A 25,446-nucleotide genomic window follows, 5' to 3' on the forward strand; every position below is an offset into this window, starting at 1 on the left:
TGTATTAATTCTTATATGCATATAGTTAAACAAATTTTTTTTAATATTTAAGCCTATAAAACAAAATATTTTACTATAATTTTATTATTCTCTTATAATAAATAGATTAAAATTTATTTAATATAAATAATTGAGAAAATTGACAATACTCTTTTTTTGAATATAATATCTACTAGTATTGTGAGCAGACTTGTACAATAGTGTACAATATAAAAAATAGTAATATAAAACCATACATCATGAGCTTATGGTTTGAATGCTTATGCCAAATTAGATACACATAAGAGAGATTATTTTTTTTATGATTAATTTGAATATAAATCAAGCAATAATAAATTATGCTAAACAATTAGAAAAAATCAATTATGATTATAAAGTGTCTTATATTGAGGCACAGACTATCATAATGCATTCTTTAAATATGAGTAAAATAAAGTTAATATCCGAAGGACTTAGAGAATTAACTGAAGAGGAAATAAATATAATAGATAGTTTTATAAAAAGAAGATTAAATTATGAGCCTTTATCATACATTACAAATAAAAAAGAGTTTTATGGTTTTTGTTTTTATGTTGATAATAATGTGCTTATACCAAGACCGGAAACTGAAGAGCTTATCGACTTGATATTAGATTATACAAATGATAAAGATAATATTTCAATATGCGATATTGGTTCAGGAAGCGGAAATATACCTATAACATTAAAAAAATTATTTTTAGAGCAAAGTAAAAATATTGATATTACATCTATTGAAATAAGTAATGGTGCTTTTGAAGTTATAAAGAAAAATGCTTTAAATATATTAGGAGATGAAAAATTAATAGATATAATAAATGCAGATGCTTTAGAGTTTATACCTAAGAGAAAATTTGATATAATAGTTTCGAATGCTCCTTATGTAGCTTTAAAAGATAAAGATTCACTTCAAAAAGATTTGGAGTTTGAGCCTCAAAATGCTTTATACTCCGGATATGACGGACTTGATTTTTACAAAAGTTTTTTAAGTATTATAGAAAGATATTTAAAAGATGATGGGGCTTTCTTTTTTGAAATAGGCTGTAATCAGGGTAAGGCATTGGCTGATATATGTCATTTCTTTAATATAAAAAATGTATTGGTAAAAAAAGATTTAAACGGAAAAGATAGATTTCTGGTTTGTTATAATATAAAGAACTCTTAATTTTAAGTTTTAAGGAGGATAATATATGCAGTATGTTAAATTTGGAAGCAGGAGAGGTGAGCATGGAGATATTAAGCTTTTGGATATATTCTATAGACATAATATTGTATTTGCCGAAGTGAAAGCTGGGGCAGAAAAAGTAAGAGAGAAAAAGTTTTTAAAAGGTACTAAGATAATGATAGCCGATGGTTTAACTGCTGTTGCCGTTGCTGAGGCTTTAACTGATTCTGATTCTCTTGATAATTTTAATATTAAATTTAATAAAAATGAAATTGAGAGAGTTAATATTTCTGATTGGGTAATAGCTGCTAAAGTTAAAATATATAAATTAAAAGAAGAAGATTATTTTCCAACTACAATAGGTAAGTTCTATCATATAAAAAATAAAGAAAAAATGAAATTAATAGATGAATTATTAGAAAAATATTCAAATTAATATTAAATATATATTTCATTTTATCTAAAAAAATAATTCTGAATTTGTTTAATTATTTTTCATTTTCTACAAAACTATATAAAAATTAAATTTTTTTAATAAAAATTCAAAAAAATTACATGTATCCTTATTGTATATAGTATTCAATTAATATAAAATTATGACTCATTTTAAAAATTTTATTTAAAGGAGTTTACAAAAAGTGAACAAAAAAACATTATTACCAATCATTTTACTGATTTTATCTTTTATTGTAATCGGTTGTAATGGCGGCAGTAAATATGCTGATACTGTAATAACCGGTACAATATACACATCTGAAACTAATCAGAAAATAGTAAATGCTGTCGCTATTAAAGATGGTATATACCAATATGTTGGAGATGAAGAAGGAGTAAAAGAGTTTATAGGTGATAATACCGAAGTTATTAATTTAGAAAGCGGTATGGCAATGCCTAGTTTTTTTGAAGCTCATGCTCACACAGCTAAAGGCGGACTTTTAAGATTATATCAGGTACAGTTATATTCTGGCAAATCTGTAGATGATTATGCTAATAATATTATGGATTTCTATGAAAAAAATAAGAATGTAACAGTTTTGAGAGGAAGGGGATGGAATAATGGATATGTTCCTATGAATGGTCCTACAAAAGATGTTCTTGATAGTATAACAACAGAGATACCTATAGTGATGACTTCAGAAGATGGTCATGCTGTATGGGTTAATTCAAAGGCTATGGAAATTGCCGGAGTAGATGCTAATACTCCAGATGTTGAAGGCGGAGTGATAGAGAGAGATCCTGTTACTAAAGAACCTACAGGAACATTCAGAGAAAAAGCAGCAGATTTAATTACTCAAAAAATTCCAGATTTTGGAGTAGATGAATATAAAAATGCAATACTATCATATCAAGATGAAGTATTGGCTTATGGAATTACATCTGTTTTTGAACCGGGTATTAATACAGTTGGACCTTCTGATAACTTTTTCATAGCTTTAAATGAACTTGATAAAAATAATGAATTAAAATTAAATTTCTTTGTTGCTTACAGTTTATATAATACAGATAACTATAAAGAAAAATTTGATAAAATATCTCAGCTTAGAAAAGATGTAAATGGAAATAAATTCAAAATGACAACTTTGAAAATATTTGCAGACGGAGTAATAGAGGGTAAAACTGCTTATTTACTTGATGATTATGCTTCAGACAGCGGATTTAAAGGTTATAAACTTTGGGAGCAAGATTCTTTAAATGATGTATATCTTAATGCTCAAGAATTAGGTCTTCAAATACATGTTCATTCTATAGGAGATGCAGCTGCAAAACAAGTTATAGATGCATTTGAGTATTTAAAAGATACCACAGGACAAACTAATAAAAGACATGCTATAACACATTTACAGTTAGTCAGTAAAGATGATATAAAAAGAATGGGAGAATTAAATATAGTTGCTGTTACAAATCCTTATTGGTTTTTTAAAGAAGATGGATATTATTATGAATTGGAAGTTCCTTATTTAGGAGAAGAAAGAGCTAGTAAAGAATATCCTATGAAAGATTTATTTGATGCTGGATGTGTAGTATCACTTGCAAGCGATTATCCGGTAACAATATCTCCAAAACCTTTAGATGCTATACAGATTGGTGCTACAAGAATGAATTTAGAAGGTGAGCCTGAATCATTACTTGGGGAAGATCAAATAGTAAGTGTTGAACAGATGATGGACTCTGCCACAATAAATGGTGCTTATCAGAATTTTACTGAAGATACTTTGGGTTCTATAAAAGTAGGAAAGAAAGCAGATTTTATAATATTGGATCAAAACATACTTGAGATAGTGCCTACAGATATTACAAAAACTAAAGTATTGAAAACTTATGCAGATGGAAAATTAGTTTATCAAGCAGAATAATATATTTTTAATTCAATAAAAAAAGCCCCGTTTTATTTATTAAAATAATTCGGGGTTATTCTTTTTTTCCTCTTAATTTATCAAATAAACTTACTATACCTGCTATAATCAGACCGATTATACAAAATATTCCTCACATAGATGCTCCTTATATTCTTTATTTAATTATACCCTAATAAGGTATTAAAGTCAATATCTTATAACTCTTTATAAATAATATCAGAAATAAAATTAAAATATTTATTTGTTATAGATTTTATTTTTTTATTAGCATTCATCTGTATATAGCCATCATATTTTTTTATCATTTCTATATCGTTATTGGAATCGCCTGCAGTTATTATTTTTTCTACATTATTATTATTTTTATTTAAAAGCCTATATACAAAATCAACCCCATTCGCTTTATTAACTGTATTTTTTACTATATCAATAGTTCTAATATTAGCATAAGCTGTTACTTCTTCAAACTCTTTATTAATAATGTTTGCTGTCATTTCAGTATTTTCAGCATTAGGAGTCATTTTATTTATTTGTATAATATTTTTAACTGTTTCTATTTGTTCTATATCTATCTTTTTATCAACTCTAAAAGGAAGTATATCATTTCCATCTTTTGATTTTACAGATATTAAATAATTATCATTTGCTATTTCTACTGTACCGCCGAATTTTTCATGCAGAAATCTTATAACCTTGTATGCCATTTCATCATCAAAAGCATCTTTAAATATCATTTCTCTTTTATTATTGAATACTAAAGCTCCGTTATTGGCTATCAAATAATCAAATTCCAATCCATGTCTTTCAATATGTTCAAATATAGAAAATTTATTTCTTCCTGTTGCAATAGTAAATATGTTGCCAGCTTCTCTCCATTTTTTTATGGCATCAAAAACACTTTCATCAATTTTTTCATAAATATAAATAGTCATATCATAATCACTAAAAAACAATTTCATAATAACTCTCTTATTTCTATTTGAATTTTTTATTGTTTTTTTTAAATCAGTACATTTTCTAATGTTTCAAAACTTTTATTTTCAGCATCAATCTTTACCATAGCACCATGTGCAATAGTAAGTTTAGTTTTACCATGTCCGCATTTTACATTCGTAAGTACAGGTATATTTAAATTGCTGAATCTTTCTATTATTGTTTCTTTGGCAGTTCTAAATCCTGTTTCTTTTTCTCCTTCAAGCAAATCGCAGTTTTCAAAATCACCAACTACAATTCCTTTTATAGATTTGCCTATTTCTTTTGAATTAAATATAGCAGAGATAATCCTATCAATCTTATAAGGTTTTTCATCTACTTCTTCTATATATAATATATAATCTTTATCTAATTTCGGAAAATATTCTGTGCCGAAACTAGACATCATTACAATGAAGTTTCCGCCTATCAATATGCCTTCTGCTTTTCCATCATTTCCATAGGATATGCTTTCAAACTCTGATCCGTCAGGATTTTTATAAATTATTTTTTCTTTACTTTCTAAAACATCAAACATATTATTCAATGAGGCTTCATCAAATGATTTTCCTTTTATCATATCTATGCTTACCATTGGTGCATGAAAAGTAATGAGTTTTGTTTTTTCATAAAAAGCCAAATGAAAAGAAGTGATATCGCTGTAGCCTGCAAATATTTTATTATTGCTTTTTATGATATCGTAATTTAACTTATTAAGTATTCTAACCGCACCGTATCCGCCTCTTGAACATATTATTGCATCAACTTTATCGTCTTTAAAAAAATTATTTAAGTCTTCAGCCCTTGCCTCATCATTTCCGCCGTATCCATTATAATTATCAAATATATGTTTTGATAATTTTATCTTGTATCCTCTGCTTTCTAAATATTCTATTCCTTCATACAGTTTATCTTTCGGACATGCACTTGATGGTGTTATTATTCCTATAGTATTTCCTTTTTCTAATTTTTTGGGCTTTATCATAAAGTTAATTTATTCTCCTATAATTTTTATCAATACTCTTTTCACTCTTTTTCCGTCATATTCTCCGTAGAAAATCTGCTCCCAAGTTCCGAAATCAAGTTTACCGTCTGTAACAGCTACTACAACTTCTCTTCCCATTAATTGTCTTTTCATATGAGCATCTGCATTATCTTCATAGCCGTTATGATTGTATTGACTATGAGGTTTTTCTGGAGCCAATTTTTCAAGCCATACTTCAAAATCCTGATGAAGTCCGCTTTCATCATCATTGATAAATACGCTTGCTGTTATATTCATAGCATTGCATAAAACAAGTCCTTCTTTAATACCGCTTTCATTTAGGCATTTCTGAACTTCTGGGGTAATATTCATGTAGCCTCTTCTTTTTGGATAATTTATTTCTAAAACTTTTCTGTATGATTTCATAATGATATTTCTCCATTAGGTTAATATTTATACTATAATATAATAAAACTTTGATATTAACAAGTGAAACATTATGCATAATAAAAATATTTAATATAACTATAAAAAATAGTTCATATTTAAAATGATACTCTTGTTTTTTTATTTTAATTTTTGGGCATTATTTTCACGCACGGTGAGCAAAGCTAAAAATATAAATTTAATTATCAATTCAATTTGAATTATATATAAAAATGCATTCACCGTGCGGTATATGCATTATAAGTTTAAATAAATCTTGGGTGGGTGCTAAAGATTCTAATTAGGCTATAGAGCTAATTAATATTAAAATTCAGAAGTAGTAATAAATAATAAAGGGCGGGGTATGTAATAAAAGTTTAAAAAATTAATTACATTTGCCCACCCTCTATCTTTGAAATTTCTTATGTAATTTCTGTACTATTTTTCTTTATAGATTAAAACAGTTATTTTAGCTGCCCGCCCAATTTTTTTAAATTTATGACTTTATTTAGCTCATACAAACTGCTGCTTCGCTGTTTTTTATAGTATTAAATCATATATTAAACTATCTCTAATTTCCTGATATTTTTTATATTAATATCATTTTTTGAGAGATAGCTTTTTATATCTCGTACCCTTATAGCTTTTTCGCTGCTCTCTAAAAGTGTTATAAGTAAATTATTATCTTTATTTATAATTAAATAATCACCTTTTCGCTCTTCGCTAGCTTTTAAATCTTCTTTATTTGAGAGTATATTAAAAGATTTTTTATCATCGCTTGTTTTAATTTTATAAATAGTGTTCTTTGGAAGAGACTGTATATTTTTAGCATTTGTAGGAGTAGAAACTGCACTCACTATTTCTATGCCTATATGTGAAAGAAGATTATTAATTTTGTTTTTTAATAATTCTATATCTATAGAGTCAGTTAAACTCACTTCCATGTACTCAGCTTCACTCTCGCAAGCGAAAGGAGTTGGAGGAGTAAATACCACTTTTTCCAATGGGTGAAAACCTTTGCTTAATGATATACTAGCCCCTGCGATTTTTAAAGCACATATCATCACACGAGATAAATCATGCATTCCTAATAATGAAGATATACCCTCTTTTTTGAATTTCATAAACACTTTATGATTTACAGCAAATATATCTCGTTTTTTTAATGTTTTTAATTCTTCAACCATTTGAGTAAAATTGGTATTTAAAACTTCTTTTTTGTATTTGTGGCAGTATTTTTTATAGTCTATACCGCAGTTTTGACAATTACCTGTAAAGCAGTAGTCTGTAAACTTACCATTTTGAAATCTTTCGTATTCTTTATCAAAGAACTTCTGACTTACAAGAGTATCAATACATTTCCAAGGCATATTTATTTGTTTGCTTAATAATTCTTTTATAGTATATCCGCTTTCTTCTATTACTTCTTTCCAAGCATCATAATTAAAATGTTCTACCCAAGCATCGAATCTTACACCTTTTTTGTATGCTTTGTAAATAATATTACCTATTTTTTCATCACCTCTTGATATTATTCCCTCAATCTCTGCCATTCTTGGAGGGTGATATTTTATAGCTACTTTAGTTCCTTTGAAATGATCCCGTATTTTTCCTATATAATGAATAGCCTCCTCATCTGTAAGCTGATTATTATTTTCTAAAGGAGTATGAGGCTTTGGTATAAATACATTAATAGCGGCATTGATTTTTACTTTGTTTTTTGATACTTTAATCATTTTTTCAAGAGCTTCTATTATTTCATCGGCTTCTTTGTCTGGGTTATCCGTAAAGCCTATCATAAAATATATCTTTACTATTTTCCAGCCCATTTTCTGAACATCGGCAAGTATATTGTATATGGCGTTTTCATCCATTTCTTTATTAATTTTTTCTCTTAATTCATGGCTTCCTACTTCTAATGCAAATGTAAGCCCTGTTTTTCTAAACTGTGCTATTCTATTAGCGGTGTCTTTATCGAATGAGTCTATTCTAAGGGAAGGAAGAGATAAAGAAAATCCTTTATGCTCTCCAAGTGTCTGCAAATATTCTATCAAATCAGCAATATGCGGATAATCATCAGCTGAAAGTGAAAATAAATTAAGCGTACTAGCTCCAGTTGCCTCTAATGATTCCATTGATATATCAACAATTTTTTCTATAGTGCGGTTTCTTACAGGGCGGTAAGTAATACCAGCTAAACAGAATCTGCAGCTATGAGTACAGCCTCTAGCTATTTCAACGGATATTCTGTTCTGTATGCCCTCTACAAGAGGAACTAAAGGCTTTTTAACATAAGGCATATCATTAATGTTTTCAACGAATATTCTCTTAACATTCTCTCTTGGATATTTAGGCACATAGGCATACTCAAGTTTTGAAAGCTCTTTTAATATATCATCTCTTTTTGCCCCGTTTTTTTTGAGATTATAAATTATATCAACAAAGTTCTTCATCTCAATATCAAACTCGCCGAATAAAAAAACATCAATAAAATCAGACAAAGGAAAAGGATTAAATACGCTAGGTCCTCCTGCAGCTATTATAGGTACATCTTCTCCTCTTTCATCTCTATGTATAGGTATTTGGCTTAATTCTAGTACCTGAAGTATATTTGTATATATAAGCTCATACTGCAAAGTAAAACCCAATACATCAGCGTCTTTTACTCTTCTGAAAGTCTCTAAAGTGTAAAGAGGTATATTTTTCTCTCTCAAAAGTTTTTCAAAGTCTTCAGCAACAGCATATACCCTCTCACATGATGCATACTCAATAGAATTGATAACCTCATAAAGTATAGAAAGCCCCAAATTGCTTATGGCTATTTCATACATATCCGCAAAGCACATAACAAATTTAAAAGGCATATCTGGTTTTATTATAGCATTTATCTCGCCTCCCAAATATCTGGTTGGTTTTATTATATCCTCACTTTTTACAAGTTCTAGTATTTCATTTTTTAAATTTTCGCTCATTTTATTATAATTACCCTGATTATTTTTTTGAATTAGTATTATATAGTAAAGTTTGTTATTATACAAATTATTATTTATATTTCTTCTTCTTCAAATTCTTTGACAATATAATTATTGAAATCATCTTTAGTGCAGAAATATGCTTCATAAAAAAAATTTTCTTCTAATGAATATATATCATGAAGTTCTTTATTTTTATAATCTTTAATTTCATTCATACATTTAGTATCTATAGAAAAATCAAGTATAATATCTGTAATATCTTCTAATTCAGAACTTTCTCTAGGTATATCTTTAGGATTATAAACAACTATATATGACAGATATTTTTTATCATCAAAAAATTTTAAATCTTTAAGTATATTAAATACAGATTCACCTTTTTTCAATATATTTTACCTTTAACAGCACCGCTTTTAAACTCTATTAAATATATTTTTTTATTTTCAAATTTATATACGGCATCTACAGATTTTACTTGCTGGCTATATTTATTATATGAACAATATGCATCTCTTAAGTTTTCGCATTTTATTACTAGAGAATTTGATTCTGTCATATACTGATTATTTGCTTCTGAGTAAGAAGATTCTTTTAATGTTTTTATTAAATCATATTCTCTATTTTTAAATAAAATAGGTACTATATAATCATGAATTTCTTTTAAAACTTTATCTTTCATTCTTCGCTTTTTGAATTATCAAATTCTTCTATTCTCATATTTCTCAATTTTTTTAAAGGATCTGCCATTTTTTTAAATATTAAGTTTATATTATCATTAACATTATTTATAGCTACATTATTATTATCATCAGCTTCAGCAAAATAAAAATTTACTCTGTTATGAATTTTGTGCAGTTTTGAATATCCATTAATAGCTTCCAAAAAATAAGGGCTATGAGTTGTTATTGTAATTGTTAAATTTAAATATTTTTGTAATAATACTATAGTTTCTGCATATAAAAGCTGCCACTCAGGATGAAGATGTATTTCAGGCTCATCTAATACTAGTAAATCCTTTTCTTTTAAAGAACCGTTTTCTAATAACATTCTAATTATAATAAAAGATTTTATTCCAGCAGATAGGTTTTCAAATCTTAATTTATCTAAATAATAAAATCCGCCTATAGAATTAATTTTTCCATTTACTGCATCATCAAATAATTTCTTTATTTTGTCTAAAATTTCTTTATTTTGTACAGAATCTATAATATTTTCAAGCATATTATTAGTGTAATCTTTTTTGAGTGTATTAATAAGTTTTTTTTCTATAAGAGTATATCCGTTAGTTCTAGTACTAATTTTATCGATAATAAAAGGATTATCTATATAATAAATATTATTCCCTATAATTATTTCTTCATTAAAGTTTTCACATTGATTTTGATTAAATATTATTTGATTCGTTTTTCCTTTAATAATTAAATCTAAAGAAGCAATATTGATTTTATCTATGTTATTTATCTGTTCATTAAAAATAGATCTGAAATATCTTGAAATTAATTCTTTTTTTATACTATCAATTGGAGTTGTTATAATTTTTTTTATTTCATCAGAAATATCTATATAATAAGAAGAAGAAAAATCTCTATATATACGATTTCCATTTATCAATCTAATTTCCTGATTATCACCAATATTTTTTTTTACAAAATCATTAATTAATGAATCAATATCATTATAATCATTTGAATACATTTTATCAATTAAATTATCTATATCAAATCGGAAACCATTATATGCTTTATTATGAACAAAAGAATTACGTATATATACTCCACTTTTCATAAATACATCAATAATTTTTGAAGATATTTCTTTCCTAATTCTATAATCTATATTTAGTGTAGATTCAAAAATAGTAAATAAAGCCTTGCCTACAGTGCTTTTTCCTGTATTATTATTTCCGCATATAACTGTAATTCCGTCTATTTCAATGTCGGCTTCTTTTATTTTTGCTAAATTCTTTATTGAAAGTTTCATATTTTTATAGTATTCTCTAAAAATTGATATATTTTAATTCGGTTATTTTTCTTAATACTTTATTTCAAATTAATTAAATGTTTAATACAATTAAGAGGTCTGCTAAAAAACAAACCTCTTAATTATTTATTTTCTAAAAATATTTTATAATGAAAATATTTTATAAATCATCATCTAAACAGCTGTGTTATATCATTAATAGTTATAAATATAGCTAAAGTTATTAAGAAAGCAGCGCCTACAGCCTGTATTTTAGTTAAAACTTTTCTGTCTATAGGACGCCTCATTATAAGCTCTATAAATGAAAATACTATCATACCGCCGTCTACTACTGGAAGAGGAAGAAGATTCATTAGGAAAAGTATTAAACTTATAGTAGCAGTAAATGAAAGTATTGTTCTAAGTCTGTATTCTATATCAACAGAAATAACCTGTGATGAAATCTGTATTATTCTTACAGGTCCTCCTAAATTTTCACGAACTGATAATTTTCCTGTAAATAATAATTTTAAACCATTAAGATATGATACTATATAATTACCTGTTTCTTTAAAAGCTTCAGGTATTGATTTAGGAAAAGGTATTCCCTCAACTTTTTCAACTCTCATAGGAGTGCTTTCAAACTCTACTCCCAAACTTCCGTAAGTACCTATAGTTTTTGAAGTTACAGGTCTTGGTATAGCCTCTCTTGTAATCTCCTCACCATTTCTTATTACAGTGATATTAATTTTCTGAGAAGCATTATCCATAACTATTGGTCTGAAATCAGCTATATTTCTTGCATTCATTCCATTAATAGATATTATTTTATCGCCTGCCATAAGCCCAGCCTCAGAAGCAGCAGAATCAGCAATTACATTTTTTATTACAAGGTCATCTCCGAAATATAATCCTAAAGCTCTTTCTCCGCTTAGTGCTTTAAGCATTTCAACAGATGGTATAGTTATATTAATAGCCTCACCGTTTCTGTTTACACTAAAAATTATCTCTTCAGCTGCCTTCTGTATTGCCTCATCATTTATAGTTTTTAGTATATCATTGTCAGATTCTACTTTTACTCCATTTATAGCTGTAATAGTATCTCCGCTTTGCAAACCGTATTCATAGGCTAATGTTATGCCTGATTTAGAATGCATATATCTTCCGTCTTTAAATACTGATACTGTAGGAGAATACAGATCTATTTTTGAAGGAAGAGACACCAATATTGTAAGAAGCAAAAATGCAAATAAATAGTTGAAGAAAGGACCTGCAAAATAAACTATTATTCTTTTAAGAGGAGACATATTTAAAAAATCACCCTCTTCTACATTACCGTCTTCAGAAATCTCTCCTTTGAACTTACAGTATCCTCCGAAAGGAATGATTGAAAATCTGAAATCTATTCCTTTAATTTCTTTTTTGAAAAGTATAGGACCGAAACCTATAGAGAAAGCCTCAGCCTTTATTCCAACTGCTAATCCTGCAAGTAAATGTCCCATTTCATGAACAAATACAAGCACGCTTAATAGTATAATAGCACCTATCCAACTCAAATTGAACCTCCTAAAAATTATTTTATTAAGAATAATTACTAATAAGTATATATTCAATGTAAATTTATTTCAATATGTTTTCGCAAAATTATTAACATAATATATTATAATTTAAGAATTTACAATAGATTTACATTATGTATTCTTTAAATATAACAAAAACTATTGACAAAATATAATCAATTTGTTAAATTTTTTATATGAAGAAGTCATTAATTATATTATTGTCAGTATGTCTTTTTATATACGGCTGCAATTATAAAGCATTGAATCCTGTAAGTACAGATACTTCAAATGAAAATACTGAAAATTCAGATGAAACTTCTGGCATCGGAGAAAATAATAATACTCAAATAGTTAAAAAAACTATGAATTTCAAATTAAAAGTAGAAGGCTCTTCTAGTTCAAAATATTTCGTAAAAAATGGAACTATGTATGCAAGCATAATTGAAATAAACCTCAACAATAAAACCTGTACATATAATGCTGATCTTAACGGCGGATATTATATGTGTAATAATAATGATTGGGGAAGGACCATGACCACTGGAAAATACATAAAACTTGACAATATGTACTTTGAATATAATGAAGGCAGTGAAAAGTTTAATCTTGATTTTTATTTATGGATAGGAGCACAATTTTCTAATTTGATATTAAGAAAAGATATAATCATAGAAATACCTTTAAATAATTTTGATGAAGAAAAATATAATAATACAGCTTTAATTACATTGAAACTGCTTCCAGACAGTGATACATACACTTTTACTCTTGATGGATTTGAGACAAAATAATTTATTTTTGTTTATGTCTTCTTATATTATCCGATTATAATTATTTACAAACATTTTATTTGATTATATAAAAAATTACTGTATAATAAATAATTATTGTTTGTACTTAAAAAGAAGATGTTTATTAAATGACATGTAAATCATATATTGTAACTCAAAATAGAGAATACTTTTTATCTCATCGTATAGAATATATTTCTTTAAAAAATGCATCTGTAAAAAAAATTTTAAAGAGTATCAAAAAAGATGAAAGTTGTATAAATATATTTTTGTATGATAATGAAAAAAATAAATTATACGGTTATTATGAAATTGATTTAAATAATAAAAATAATGAAACATCAAACAAAGACTATACTAATATTTATATAACTGACAATTATAAAAGAAGAAGAGGAATATATTATAAATTAGAAGATAAGTATTCAGATTTTGCAATATATGAAATAGATGATAAAACATTTTCCAAATTAAAAGATAGATTAATACTTTTAAATGATAATATATCACAGACCTTTTTTTCATGTTCTATAAATGATAATATTTTCAAATATCAATCTATAGAAACATATCCTTCTCTTTATGTGGCAGAATACGAAAAGCCTTTTGATAACAAGGCTTATGAAAGTATATACAATGAATATCTTCGTCTATTAAAATATACAAATAGTGAAAATAAAAGTATAGACAGATATATAGAACTTGGAAGTTATTTGATGAATATGCTAATTCCAGAAAAAGACTTCAGAGAACATTTGCTTGATGGATTTAGAATAGTTTATCTTCATCTTGACGATAAAACATACACTATTCCTTGGGAGATACTATCTTTTGACGGTAAATTTTTATCTGAAAATATAATCTTTTCATATAATAATGCATCTAATGTTTTGCATAATAAGAAAATTGACAATAAAAAATTAAAGATGGCTATTATTTCAATACCAAATAAAGATATTTTATATGATAAACGAGAGATAGATTCTATTTTGTCATTGCAAAATAATATAAAAAATATAGAAATAGATTTATATAAAAAAGAGCATAATTATTTTGAGTTTGTTAAAATATTGGAAAGTTATGATATAGTTCATATTATAACGCATGGATATAGAGACGGAATAAAATTGAGTGAGGATTACATACTAAATTCAGTAACTGCATTACAAAATCCTCCTTCGCTTATTTTTATTAATGCATGCAATATGGAAGAAGCTGATAATAAGCTGACAAAATCACTTCTTTCTTCTGGTGTAAGCACTGTAATTTCAGGCATTGGTTCTTTAGCTGATGGTATGTATTTAGATTTTATTTACAGTTTTTACAGCAATTTACTTCATAGGCATGCCAGAATAAATACAGCACAGGCATATTATTTTGCTTATGTAGAAGTTAAAGAATTCTATAAAGGGTTTATACGATATAGATTTAACGGAGTTCCTGTATATGTTTAAATATATTAGATTTATTTATTTATTAGTAATAATAATAGCATTTACATCTTGTAATGATGAGAATATAACCCCCATAAGAACTAGGAAAATAGCTCCTAAGGTGTCAAGTGCTTTTAAATCTCCTGCTTATAATTTAAGAATAAAATATATTATACTTCATTATACTGCTTTAAATGATGATTTATCTTTTAAAGTATTAACTGATCCTGGCGTATCGGCACATTATCTTATAACTACAAAAAAAGATGAACCTATATATAAACTTGTTGATGATAATGATAGAGCTTGGCATGCGGGGGTTACTATGTTTGATAACAGACTTACTATGAATGATACTTCTATTGGTATAGAAATAGTAAATTTAGGATTTTTAAGAAAGGTTACAAATACTTATGAAGATTTAAGAAGAATGACAAAAAAACAAAGGGAAGATTTATTTTTTATTCCTTATGATGAGTACATAGAATTTGAGGATAGCCAGATAGAAAAGGTAGCGTATTTACTTAAAGAGTTAATAGAGAAATATGGAATAAAGCCTTATAATATATTGGGGCATTCTGATATAGCTCCATACAGAAAAAAAGACCCAGGACCTAAATTCCCATGGAAAAGACTTCATGATGAATATAATTTAGGTATATGGTATGATGAATATGATTACAGCAATTTCTTAAATGATAATGAATATAGAAAAGCAAAAGTAATGGATATAAAAGAAGAGTTTATAAAATACGGATATACAAGTATGCCTACAAATAATGTTTGGGATTTTGATTCCAGAAAGGTGCTTTATGCTTTTCAATGTCATTTCAGACCCGAAAAAATAGATGGGAATATTGATAATGAAACTTATGCGGTTATTAGAGCTTTAAATCTTAAAGTTAAGAAGATTAATGAAATGGAAGAGCGTTCTAAAGCTAATAATTTCCTTACTAATACATTCTTTACCAATATATTTATAAGTAATAACATAATAAGTACAAATTGGACTTATGATACAAATACTTCATTGAGGAAATAGGATTATATATATGCTTACTGTTTACATTGCTGCAAGAGATATAGGTAATTATAAAGATAATACTGAAAGATTGAAGGAAGTTTTAATTGAAAGTGATATTATTTTAGTTGAAAGTTTTAGAGAAGCCACTACACTTTTCAAATTACTTAATATAGATAAAAACAGAGAATGTTTAATAGAGTTTAGTGAGCATACAAAAAAATCTAAAGACATTGATGAAATAATGACAAAGATTATAAACTGTAAAACGGTTACTCTTATAAGTGATTGCGGCACTCCGATATTAGAAGATCCTGGGAGGCTTTTGCTTGAGTATTGTTATTCTCATAATATAAAGGTTCGACCTATAGCAGGGGTAAGCAGTGTTACAGCGGCTATTATGTGTTTGCCTTTTAATTTCAAAGAATTTTATTATGCAGGGCTTTTGCCGCGTGATGACAGAGATCGTGAAAAAAAATTATTATATTTAAAAAAATTGAATGTACCTATTATTATATTAGATACTCCATATAGATTGGGTAAAGTTCTTAATGCAATCAGAAAAGTATATTCCAAAGATAAAGAAATAGCATTATGTTTAGATATTACAACTGACAGAGAAGAAATCATTATAGATAGAGTATCAGACATATATAATAAATATAAGGACAGTAAAAAAAGAGAATTTGTTATTGTTATAAGCTAATTTCTTACACGCACGCAGAGTAAAATTAAGTATATAAATATAATTATCAATTCAATTTAAATTATATATCAAACTTCATTCACCGTGCGTTTAATGAAATTTTTAAATTTAAAAACAACTTGGGTGGGTGCTAATGAATTAGTATAAACAAAAAGAGAAAATAACATTATAATGCAAATTTAAATAACAAGCCTATAGGGCGGGGAATTAGGATAGATTTAAAATTAAAAAATAATTTATCAAGCTTGCTTTTTTATTAAAATAAAAACAGAAATTATAAAAATTTATTATTTAATTTAGATATAACTTCGTTAGAAATTTAAGTACAAACTAAAGTATTATTTAAATTCGTGATACTATATTATCACATCGTAAATATTTCTAGTTTCAAGAACTTTTACTCCGACTTCATATTCACGCATATATTTAGCGAGCCTATATCCGTTTATAAGTATTATTTTTATATCTTTTGATTCTTCTACAACCTTCTTAGCCTGTGGAGTATAATCTGAAGTAGTTATAAAAATTCCTCTGTTTATGCCATTAACATTTTTAAGCCCATGAGCAAACTTTGTAATTTCCGTATCATTAACTTTATTATTTTCTTTATAGCATTTGCATTGTACACCTATAATGTCAAAACCAAATTTATCCATAGTAAGAGTACCGTCTATTCCTCTGTCTCCGCTTCCTCCTGTTCTGTATTTTTTACCATAACCCATTTTCTCAAGCAGTTCTAAACATATATTTTCAAATTTAGTACCTTTATCAACAGAACTTTCACCCATATACTGAAGTCTGTCAAGTATATCTTTCTCTACGCTTTCATAATACTCTTCGATGCTTTTTTCTATCTCGTTTCTATTTTCATCTTCTTCTGATTCTTCTATTTCATCAATATCATAATTTGAATTATTTTTGCTGTTTTCCAAATAAGGCGTTTTTTCTTTTAAAGTTTTGAAGTCAAAGTTAGGATTTTCTTCATAGAATTTTTTACCGAAATCAGTTATTTGATATACTTATCTTTATGTGTTTTCTATTAACTGAGCTTTTTTTAAAACAACTAAAGACCAATGAATTCTAGAATTAAATTTATTATATCCATTTTTTGTTATTAAATTAAAGTCTTCATCGGATGTATTGGTATACTCTTTTAATTTGCTGTATGTATCCTTTCTATGTGCTGGTTTATTTATATCATAAAAAAATTTTAATACATATTTATCATAATCTCTATATGTTAAAAGTGCCATAATTAAAAAACTCCTATTACTTCATTTAAAAATGATACTTCAATAATTATTTTTTTACAATGTTTTTTATTTTATTCTAAATCCCGCCCTTTATTCTATGCTGCCTAAACAGATGATTTTATTTTTATTTTCTTTTCTGCTTTATTATAAATTACAGCACCCACCCAAGCTTTGTTTAAATTTGCTGTTTTTTCACCGCACGCATAGTAATATTAAAAATATAAGTTTCATTATTGATACAATTCAAATTTATTATGAAAATGCATTTACCGTGCGTTAAATAGATTTTAAATCTAATTAACACTTGGGCGGGCATGCTTTTTAATATGAATAAAATTTTAATTTAAATTAATGCTTTAAATCTTAAAGGGAGGGTTTTTAAATAAAATGAAAAAGGAAATTTTCTTTAATTATATTCTAATTAAATAAAAAATTATTAATCAGTAAATACCTGAACCCAATAAAGTCTGTTATTATATTCAAATACACCAACACCTATTTTTCCGAAACTTTTATTAAGTATATTTGCTCTGTGTCCTTTTGAGTTAAGCCAAGAGTTCATAACATCATCTGCATCTACCTGACCATTTGCTATATTCTCTCCAGCTGTTTTGTAAGTTATATTATATTCTTTTAATATGGTAGAAAATGCTTTTTTATTAGGTCTTGTATGAGAAAATAAAGTCTTTAACTCTTCTGCTCTTTTTTGTGCTGCCTCGCTTAATTTACTGTCAAGCACTAAGGCAACAGATATATTATTTTGTTTTCTCACTTCATTGCATAATTCAGCTACTCTTTCTCTCTCTTTTTGTATATTTAATTCTCTTTTTATTATATCTCCATTTCTTGAAGAGACATAAAGCATAACCCAATATTTTTTGTCTCCTTTTTCATAAACTCCCACAGCAGCATGGGTAAATGTTTTATTTAATACCAGATTCTTTTGGCTTTTCATTATCTGATTAAATATTTCTTCAGCATTCATATCAGCAATAATAGAGCCTTCAGAGTATGAGGCAAATTGTATATTATTGTCTTGTAAAGCTATTGATTTTCTTATACCTTCTGATATTTCTTTTGCCCTTTGGTTTGCTGCATTTTGTAATTGTTTTTCTGTTTTGTATTCATTAAGAGATGACTTTTTTCTTTCGCTGTTTATTAATTGAAATAATTGAGATGCTTCATCATTATTTTGTGAAAAAGATGTTTGAGCATAAATAATAAAACTAAATAATAATAAAGATAATATTTTTAATGACTTCATTTTTTTGATACCTCCAAACACTTTATTTACAAAATTTTTTTTCAATATATAATATGTAAAGTAAAAAACTATTTATGTATGTTTATGTAAAAATAATAAATAATTAATTAAAAAGTGTTAAACTTTAAATTTTTAATTGATATTTAAGTATTTGAAGTTTATTTATGTTAATAAAGTATAATAAAAAAAGGATAATAAGATGAAATATACAATAGCCTTAACCGGTGCTACTGGAAATATGGGACTTGAAACATTAAGACAATTATTTGAGATAGATGATATAAAATTAGTAAAGGTGCTTATAAGAAAAGAAAGCAAAAAAATGGCTGATAAGTTTAAAAGGCAGTATGGGGATAGAGTTGAAATTATTATAGGATATTTATACGAGAGAGACGACTGTGTGAAATTATTAAAAGACTGTGATTATGTACTTAATCTTGCGGCAGTTATACCTCCAAATTCTGACAAATACCCAAAACTTGCACATCTGACTAATTTTGTAGGCATTAAGCATATTGTAGATATATTAGAAGAAATGCCTAAAGAAAAACGCCCAAAACTTGTTCATATATCAACAGTAGCTCTTTACGGCAACCGCAATGAAAAGCACCCTTGGGGGAGAGTTGGGGATCCTTTATTGATAAGTCCTTATGATGCATATTCTTTTTCAAAATTAAAAGGCGAAAGATATGTTCTTGATTCATCATTAGAAAATAGGGCCATAATAAGACAAACTGCTATGCTTCATAATAGAATGCTTACTGACAATATGAGCGATGGGCTTATGTTTCATACTTGTTATAATGCTCCTCTTGAGTGGGCTACTGCAAGAGACAGCGGACTTTTAATGAAGAGAATTATTGAAGAGGATATTAAAGGAAAATTAGACGATTATTTTTGGAAAGGCTGTTTCAATTTGGGAAGCAAGGCAGAAAATAGGCTTTTGGGATATGACACTTTTAATGACGGCTTCAAACTCATCGGAGGCTCTACAAAAAAATACATGAAGCCTAATTGGAATGCTACAAGAAATTTTCATGGGCTTTGGTATTATGACGGGTACAAATTAGAAGAATTATTTTCTTATCAGAAAGAGTCCGTTACAGATTATTGGAATGAAATAGGAAAAACACATTGGTATTATGCTTTTGGTAAACTTGTACCTCCTTCTATAATATCGTTTTTTGCTATACAAAGACTTTTATCACACCCTAATTCGCCTGCATATTGGAGAAAAAACGGAGAAAAAGGTAAGGTTATAGCAACATTCGGAAGTGAAGAAGCTTTTGATAATTTGCCTAAAAAATGGGAGGATTTTAATCTGCTTTTTGAAAATAAAGATTCTAAAGGCAATTATATAGACTATAAGGCTTTACTCAATATAAAAAATGCCGAACTTCTTAATCATGGTTATGATGAAAATAAAAAAGACAGTGAAATAGATTTGGAAGATTTGAAAAAAGCTGCAGAGTTTAGAGGGGGTAAACTTTTAAGCACTAGTATGACCAAAGGAGATTTGCATACAAAATTAAGATGGGCTTGTGCTGAAGGGCATGAATTTGAGGCTTCTCCATTTACTATTATAAAAGCAGGGCATTGGTGTATGGAATGCATGCCGGACTATACTTGGAACTTTGATATTTTATCTAAGAAAAATCCTTTCTTTGCTCAGGTTTGGTATGATTCTCATGAAAAAGATGAGAATATGCTTTATTATTTTGACGAGGATTTTAAGGCTCATTACAAAAAAATTGATTAATAATAATTTTTTAAATATTAGAAAGCTAAATATAAAAATTGTTAGCATATAGCAAATTCGCCAAAGGCGGACAGCGTAATTTGCTATACATTTTAGCGAACAATTTTTATTAGCAATAATAAAAAATAATAATTTATATAAAAAAGGTTGTAAATATGTCTGAAAATAAAAAGGCTGTAATATATTGTTTTTCTGGTACTGGAAATACAGAAAAGGTTGCAAGAGAGTATAAAAAAATATTTGAAGAAAACGGAGTTGAAACTTTGCTTTATAGTGTAAGCGATAATTTTGATAATATACCTAATATTAAAGATTATGATTATGCAGGTATTGCCTATCCTATACATGGATTCAATGCTCCTTATCCTATTTTTGATTTGATAAAACTCTTTCCTAAATTTGATAATGAAAAGAAAAAAATATTTATTATAAAAACTTCCGGAGAGCCTCTCACTATTAATAATATATCTTCAGAGCCTTTGATGGCAAGGCTTAAAAATAAAGGCTATATACTTACTAATGAGTATCATTATATAATGCCTTATAATATAATGTTCAGGCATACTGATGAGTTTGCTGCTAAGATGTGGAAGACTGCTAAGGCTTTATGCGTAATAGAGGCTAATGAAGTTTTGGACGGCAGAGAAAGTTTTTTAAAGAAATTTCCTTTCGGCAGATTTATAGCATTTTTATTTAGGATAGAACACCCTGCCATGAAAGTTAATGGGCATTTATTTAAAGTTAAAAAGATTTGCACTCATTGTAATTTATGCGTTAAGAAATGTCCTGTTAATAATATTTATAATGATGAAAAGGGCGATATAAAGTTTAAAAATAAATGTGTAATGTGCACAAGCTGTGCTTTCAGATGTCCTGTTGATGCTATAACTATAGGCATACTTAATGGCTGGAGAGTTAATGGAGTTTATAAATTTGAAAATCCGCCTACAGGTATAAAAACTAAACATGATAATTACTGCAAAAAGGCTTATGATAGATATTTTGCCGATGCTGATAAAAAGATACATGATTATTCGCTTAATTCAAAAGAAGAATATAAACAAAAAACATACTATAAGAATATAGAAAATTATATATCATAACAATAAATATTGTTCTAACGCTTTTTTTATAATTTCCGAAAATGTAAAAAACAATATAAAAATAAGTTTGGAGCGGAAAATGATAAAGAAGTATTTAGCAATATTAATAGGTTTATTGTTAGTTTTTACAATATCATGTAAAAAACCTGAAGGTAATATAGAAGATGATTATATCAATGAAATAGAAAAGGAATATCAAAATTCATCAAGCAATGATGTTGTTGCAGAAACTAATAGCGGAGTTTCCGATGATATAGGAAATACATCGAATGATATGTCATCTGCAATGGATAATAATATTGATTATAATCAGGCTGTAAATAATAATTCTAATCAAAATGTTAATATGACAGATAATACAGCAGTAGCATCTGCAGCACCTGCCAAAAAAAGACCTTTAAAAGCTACTATATATAACTTTTATAGTCCTTGGACTTCTCAAAATGATCCTTTGATAATTAGAGAGATAAGAGTTATGATAGCAAATAAAGAATATACTCAGGCTCTAAACTATATAAATAAATTAGATTTTAATAATTTACCTGCTGATGTGGATGTTGGTCAGCTATATCAGTTTAAAGGTATAGTTTATTATTTCCTTTCTAAAGGCGGTTCTAAATCAAATAATATTGTAGCTAGAGGTAATATTGATTTAGCTGATGAATGTTTTAAGAAAGTAGAAGGACTTACAAAAATAGAAAAATTTAAGCCTCTTTCATTATTATGGAATGGTATGCTTTATCAGACTTACTCAAATGATAAAAATGAACTTGAGGAAGCTATAGCTTTGTTTGACAGAGTAATTACTGAATATCCTAGAACTAGATTTGCTAATGATGCTGTATTCTATAAGGCGGTAACTATGAAAAAATTAGGAATGCCTGAAAATGAATATAATGATCTTTTCCTTTCTATAAAAAGAGGAGGTTTCGTTGATACTTTAGTTTTCTCACAAGTAGTAAATGATTATGTACCTGCTAATGATTTGGTAGACAGAGAAATGTTAAAATAAATTTCACTTAGTTTTAATTTTTAAAAAGTGATAGTTTCTATAAAAATAGACTATCACTTTTTTATTTTTATAGTTTTTCTTCTTTAAGAAGATTGTTAAATTGATTTCTTGAATATACGGTAACTTTATCATTATGAGAAGCATAGCTTTTAGCACTATTGCTTAATTTCACAGGAAGTATTAATATACCATTTTTAGCTCCGGATTCAGCAACCATCATTAAAAAATCTCTTATAATCAATTCTCCGACTTCGATTTTTTTCCATCTTTTGAAAGATATTAATGTAGTATCTTTTTTATTTCCTTTGATATTATATGTTATGTAATTAACCTCATCTCCATAATCATTATTAGAAGTATTGTCAGTATATTCCTGTATTATAGAATGCGATAATTTTGTACGAATTAGATTTTGACATAATTTTTTGAAATCTATAATATTCATATTGTAAATTTTATCTACTTTCTGAACTATTTTCAAGCTCACTTCATTATTATTGTTATCATCATCTATTTTTAATTCATCTAATATTTTTTTTACATTGATATTATTTTGTATTTCTATAAGAGAACTTAAATAATCTATATCTATAAAAGAACCTTCCCATAAATCAACAGCTCTCTCCCAATTTTCAATATCTTCTTTCGCTACATACTTTTCATAATTATCATTTTTAGAATTATCTAATTTCATCATATTTCTTAATTTATTAAGCTGTTCTGTAGCTTTATTTATATCTGATAAATATTTTATTATGATATCAAAATTATAAATATTTAATTCAGGTAAATTTAAATTCTTTATAATTTCAAATAATCTTTTAGATAAAGCTATATCCCTTAAAAAATATGAATAGAATGAATAGTCTAATATTAGATCATGTGTTTTTTTATCCGGATTTGCTATATTATATTTTTTATATAAATTTTTATACAATTCTTCAAACTTTTCATTATCAAGAACTTTATATAATACATGTAAATAGATCCTATCAATATACTCTTGATTATTAATGTGTTTATTAGCTATAATCTGTTCTATAAAATTTCTAGCTATATTTAATTCATCAGAAAGCATATACATTGATATTAAAGTTTTATTAACAGTATCTATATCTTTATCCTTTTCTTTTATTAATATTTTTTGCAGTTCTTCTAAAAAGACAATACATTTTTTATAGTCCTTATTCTTAAAAAAACTAAAAGCAGCAGCTTTAAGATTATCAGTATTAAATTCATTTTTATTTAATATAGCCTTATTAAAGTAATCGCATGCAAGTATATAATATCCTTCATTACAAAGAATGGTTCCTGTTTTGATATTATAAGACATATTATTTGGATCTAATTTGGCAATTTTTAAAGTATATTTAAAAGCCTCCTGATTTTTACCCAGATTCTCATAGTACAATTCAAATTTTTTACATATTTCCAATTCTTCTTTTTCTTTAAAGAAAGAAACCTGCATCAATTTTTCATACATTTTTAAAGCTGATTCTGTTTCTTCTATTTGCTCTTTAAGTTTTGCTAATTGATATAGCGACACATAATCTTTTTCATCTTCATTAATTTTATTAGTTAATTCTTCTATTTGTTTTTTTATATATTTAAGAGAAGGTGATTTTTTCTTACTAATAATTTTTCTTATTATTAAGATAATTAAAACTAATAATACTATTGCTGATAATATAATATAAACCATTTAAAAAACCTTCCTAACAACTTATCATTAGACTTGTATATTTATTAATTGTGTAAACATATATCAATGTGTTTGTATACCAAAATAATAAGCTATGCAGCATATAAAACATTGTGTTTTATAATTTTTGAGATTAAATATTTTTACATTTAACCTTATCAAGTATTTTAAAACAAGTCTGATATAACAAATATAATAAAAATATACAAATAATATATAATTTTTTTACATAAAATTGATTTTTTTATTATTAAAAAACTATAGACTAAAATCTTTTTTTAATATATCATATATCATCTTATTTTAATGGATTAAGAATATGGATAATATTAGAGAGGAAGAATATAAAATTTCATTTGTTGCTATACTTGTTATTTGTTCTTATATAGCCTGTCAAATGATATCAAATATAGCAAGTGTAAAGATAGCTAATGTTTTAACTTTAGCTGTTGACGGAGGAACATTTTTATATCCTTTAGCTTTTACAATAAGAGATATGGCACATAAAACTATAGGAAAGAAAAATACTCAGAAACTTATAATAATTTCAGCAATTATCAATATTTTCTCACCTATTTATTTTTATATAATATCTCAAATACCTGCAGATGCAAGCTGGGAGTTTAATGAGGCTTTTCAGCTGACTTTAAGCCCTGTTCTAAGAATATCTATTGCATCTATACTAGGTTCCACTTTGTCTGAGCTTGTTGATACAGAAATATATCATCTTTTTGTAACTAAGATAACAAAGAAATATCAATGGCTTAGGGTATTAATAAGCAATGCTTTCAGCATACCTGTGGATAATTTAGTATTTGTTGTTATAGCATTCTGGGGGGCATTACCTTTCGATGCTTTGGTAGGCATATTTATATTTAATTTTATAGTAAAATATGCAGTTACAGTTATAAGTGTTCCTATGATATATTTAGTAAAAGAGAAGAATTGATTTAAGAAAATTAATAAAATAAAAAGAGGAGTTT

23 protein-coding genes are annotated in these 25,446 nt (G+C 26.7%); 11 read left to right on the plus strand and 12 right to left on the minus strand.

The genetic code is table 11. The features are described from left to right. Nucleotides 1–310: 310 nt before the first annotated feature. The 3 genes from prmC (at nt 311) to A966_RS02505 (ending at nt 3,537) form a co-directional block, all read left to right on the plus strand. Nucleotides 311–1,183, plus strand: coding sequence for a peptide chain release factor N(5)-glutamine methyltransferase (gene prmC, locus A966_RS02495; protein WP_039955503.1), 873 nt, complete (start codon nt 311–313; stop codon nt 1,181–1,183). A 25-nt stretch (nt 1,184–1,208) separates the two neighbouring features. Continuing rightward, complete coding sequence (locus A966_RS02500) at nt 1,209–1,619, plus strand: hypothetical protein (protein WP_008722183.1); 411 nt, start codon at nt 1,209–1,211, stop codon at nt 1,617–1,619. Nucleotides 1,620–1,821: 202 nt separating this feature from the next. Beyond that, a complete protein-coding gene (locus A966_RS02505; protein ID WP_008722186.1) occupies nt 1,822–3,537 on the plus strand; it encodes an amidohydrolase in 1,716 nt (571 codons plus the stop codon). A 197-nt stretch (nt 3,538–3,734) separates the two neighbouring features. Here A966_RS02505 and A966_RS02510 read toward each other — a convergent pair whose 3' ends face one another. From A966_RS02510 to rseP, 8 genes are all read right to left on the minus strand, one after another. Further along, nucleotides 3,735–4,499, minus strand: coding sequence for an HAD family hydrolase (locus tag A966_RS02510; RefSeq protein ID WP_008722188.1), 765 nt, complete (start codon nt 4,497–4,499; stop codon nt 3,735–3,737). 41 nt (nt 4,500–4,540) lie between these two features. After that, nucleotides 4,541–5,497 carry a S66 peptidase family protein gene (locus A966_RS02515; RefSeq protein ID WP_008722191.1) on the minus strand — a complete coding sequence of 319 codons (957 nt, stop codon included), beginning with the start codon at nt 5,495–5,497 and terminating at the stop codon, nt 4,541–4,543. A 9-nt stretch (nt 5,498–5,506) separates the two neighbouring features. Next, the gene (locus A966_RS02520; protein WP_008722193.1) at nt 5,507–5,923 is read right to left on the minus strand and encodes a secondary thiamine-phosphate synthase enzyme YjbQ; all 417 of its coding nucleotides are present in this window, start codon (nt 5,921–5,923) and stop codon (nt 5,507–5,509) included. Between the two features lie 560 nt (nt 5,924–6,483). After that, on the minus strand, nt 6,484–8,895 hold the full coding sequence (locus tag A966_RS02525) for a TIGR03960 family B12-binding radical SAM protein (protein ID WP_008722195.1): 2,412 nt from the start codon (nt 8,893–8,895) through the stop codon (nt 6,484–6,486). Nucleotides 8,896–8,969: 74 nt separating this feature from the next. Further along, entirely contained in the window at nt 8,970–9,284 is a 315-nt protein-coding gene (locus A966_RS02530) for a hypothetical protein (RefSeq protein ID WP_008722197.1), read from the minus strand. Further along, nucleotides 9,281–9,577: a hypothetical protein gene (locus tag A966_RS02535; RefSeq protein ID WP_008722199.1), complete on the minus strand. Its 297-nt coding sequence runs from the start codon at nt 9,575–9,577 to the stop codon at nt 9,281–9,283. The genes A966_RS02530 and A966_RS02535 overlap by 4 nt, the downstream gene beginning before the upstream one ends. Beyond that, nucleotides 9,574–10,878 carry an AAA family ATPase gene (locus A966_RS02540; RefSeq protein WP_008722200.1) on the minus strand — a complete coding sequence of 435 codons (1,305 nt, stop codon included), beginning with the start codon at nt 10,876–10,878 and terminating at the stop codon, nt 9,574–9,576. Before A966_RS02540 ends, A966_RS02535 begins: the two co-directional genes overlap by 4 nt. 170 nt (nt 10,879–11,048) lie before the next feature. Further along, nucleotides 11,049–12,413, minus strand: coding sequence for an RIP metalloprotease RseP (rseP, locus tag A966_RS02545; RefSeq protein WP_008722202.1), 1,365 nt, complete (start codon nt 12,411–12,413; stop codon nt 11,049–11,051). Nucleotides 12,414–12,613: 200 nt separating this feature from the next. On the opposite strand from rseP, the gene A966_RS02550 reads away from it, so the two are divergent. The 4 genes from A966_RS02550 (at nt 12,614) to A966_RS02565 (ending at nt 16,370) form a co-directional block, all read left to right on the plus strand. Further along, nucleotides 12,614–13,210, plus strand: coding sequence for a hypothetical protein (locus tag A966_RS02550; protein WP_039955432.1), 597 nt, complete (start codon nt 12,614–12,616; stop codon nt 13,208–13,210). Between the two features lie 128 nt (nt 13,211–13,338). Further along, nucleotides 13,339–14,664, plus strand: coding sequence for a CHAT domain-containing protein (locus A966_RS02555; RefSeq protein ID WP_008722206.1), 1,326 nt, complete (start codon nt 13,339–13,341; stop codon nt 14,662–14,664). Further along, nucleotides 14,657–15,685, plus strand: coding sequence for an N-acetylmuramoyl-L-alanine amidase (locus A966_RS02560; RefSeq protein WP_008722208.1), 1,029 nt, complete (start codon nt 14,657–14,659; stop codon nt 15,683–15,685). Before A966_RS02555 ends, A966_RS02560 begins: the two co-directional genes overlap by 8 nt. Before the next feature lie 10 nt (nt 15,686–15,695). Then, nucleotides 15,696–16,370, plus strand: a complete 675-nt coding sequence (locus A966_RS02565) for an SAM-dependent methyltransferase (protein ID WP_008722211.1) — start codon at nt 15,696–15,698, stop codon at nt 16,368–16,370. Nucleotides 16,371–16,726: 356 nt separating this feature from the next. Here A966_RS02565 and A966_RS13705 read toward each other — a convergent pair whose 3' ends face one another. The 3 genes from A966_RS13705 to A966_RS02575 all read right to left on the minus strand — a co-directional run bounded on the left by A966_RS13705 (nt 16,727) and on the right by A966_RS02575 (nt 18,887). After that, the gene (locus tag A966_RS13705) at nt 16,727–17,302 is read right to left on the minus strand and encodes a restriction endonuclease (protein WP_232817731.1); all 576 of its coding nucleotides are present in this window, start codon (nt 17,300–17,302) and stop codon (nt 16,727–16,729) included. 93 nt (nt 17,303–17,395) lie between these two features. Beyond that, nucleotides 17,396–17,623: a winged helix-turn-helix domain-containing protein gene (locus tag A966_RS13710; protein WP_232817732.1), complete on the minus strand. Its 228-nt coding sequence runs from the start codon at nt 17,621–17,623 to the stop codon at nt 17,396–17,398. Nucleotides 17,624–18,059: 436 nt separating this feature from the next. Then, nucleotides 18,060–18,887, minus strand: a complete 828-nt coding sequence (locus A966_RS02575) for a CAP domain-containing protein (RefSeq protein WP_008722212.1) — start codon at nt 18,885–18,887, stop codon at nt 18,060–18,062. 199 nt (nt 18,888–19,086) lie between these two features. Here A966_RS02575 and A966_RS02580 point away from each other — a divergent pair, with 199 nt between their 5' ends. The 3 genes from A966_RS02580 to A966_RS02590 all read left to right on the plus strand — a co-directional run bounded on the left by A966_RS02580 (nt 19,087) and on the right by A966_RS02590 (nt 22,761). Further along, the gene (locus A966_RS02580; protein ID WP_008722215.1) at nt 19,087–20,646 is read left to right on the plus strand and encodes an NAD-dependent epimerase/dehydratase family protein; all 1,560 of its coding nucleotides are present in this window, start codon (nt 19,087–19,089) and stop codon (nt 20,644–20,646) included. 155 nt (nt 20,647–20,801) lie between these two features. Continuing rightward, nucleotides 20,802–21,749 carry an EFR1 family ferrodoxin gene (locus tag A966_RS02585; protein ID WP_008722217.1) on the plus strand — a complete coding sequence of 316 codons (948 nt, stop codon included), beginning with the start codon at nt 20,802–20,804 and terminating at the stop codon, nt 21,747–21,749. A 79-nt stretch (nt 21,750–21,828) separates the two neighbouring features. Beyond that, on the plus strand, nt 21,829–22,761 hold the full coding sequence (locus A966_RS02590; RefSeq protein WP_008722219.1) for a tetratricopeptide repeat protein: 933 nt from the start codon (nt 21,829–21,831) through the stop codon (nt 22,759–22,761). A gap of 67 nt (nt 22,762–22,828) precedes the next feature. Here the strand turns inward: A966_RS02590 and A966_RS02595 are convergent, their stop codons facing one another. Continuing rightward, nucleotides 22,829–24,463, minus strand: coding sequence for a restriction endonuclease (locus A966_RS02595; protein WP_008722221.1), 1,635 nt, complete (start codon nt 24,461–24,463; stop codon nt 22,829–22,831). A 319-nt stretch (nt 24,464–24,782) separates the two neighbouring features. Between A966_RS02595 and A966_RS02600 the strand changes: the two genes are divergently transcribed. Beyond that, a complete protein-coding gene (locus A966_RS02600; protein WP_008722223.1) occupies nt 24,783–25,412 on the plus strand; it encodes a queuosine precursor transporter in 630 nt (209 codons plus the stop codon). Nucleotides 25,413–25,446: the final 34 nt, after the last annotated feature.

Origin of the sequence: Brachyspira hampsonii 30446 (assembly GCF_000316195.1) — a bacterium.
GTDB classification, from domain to species: Bacteria; Spirochaetota; Brachyspiria; order Brachyspirales; family Brachyspiraceae; genus Brachyspira; species Brachyspira hampsonii_C.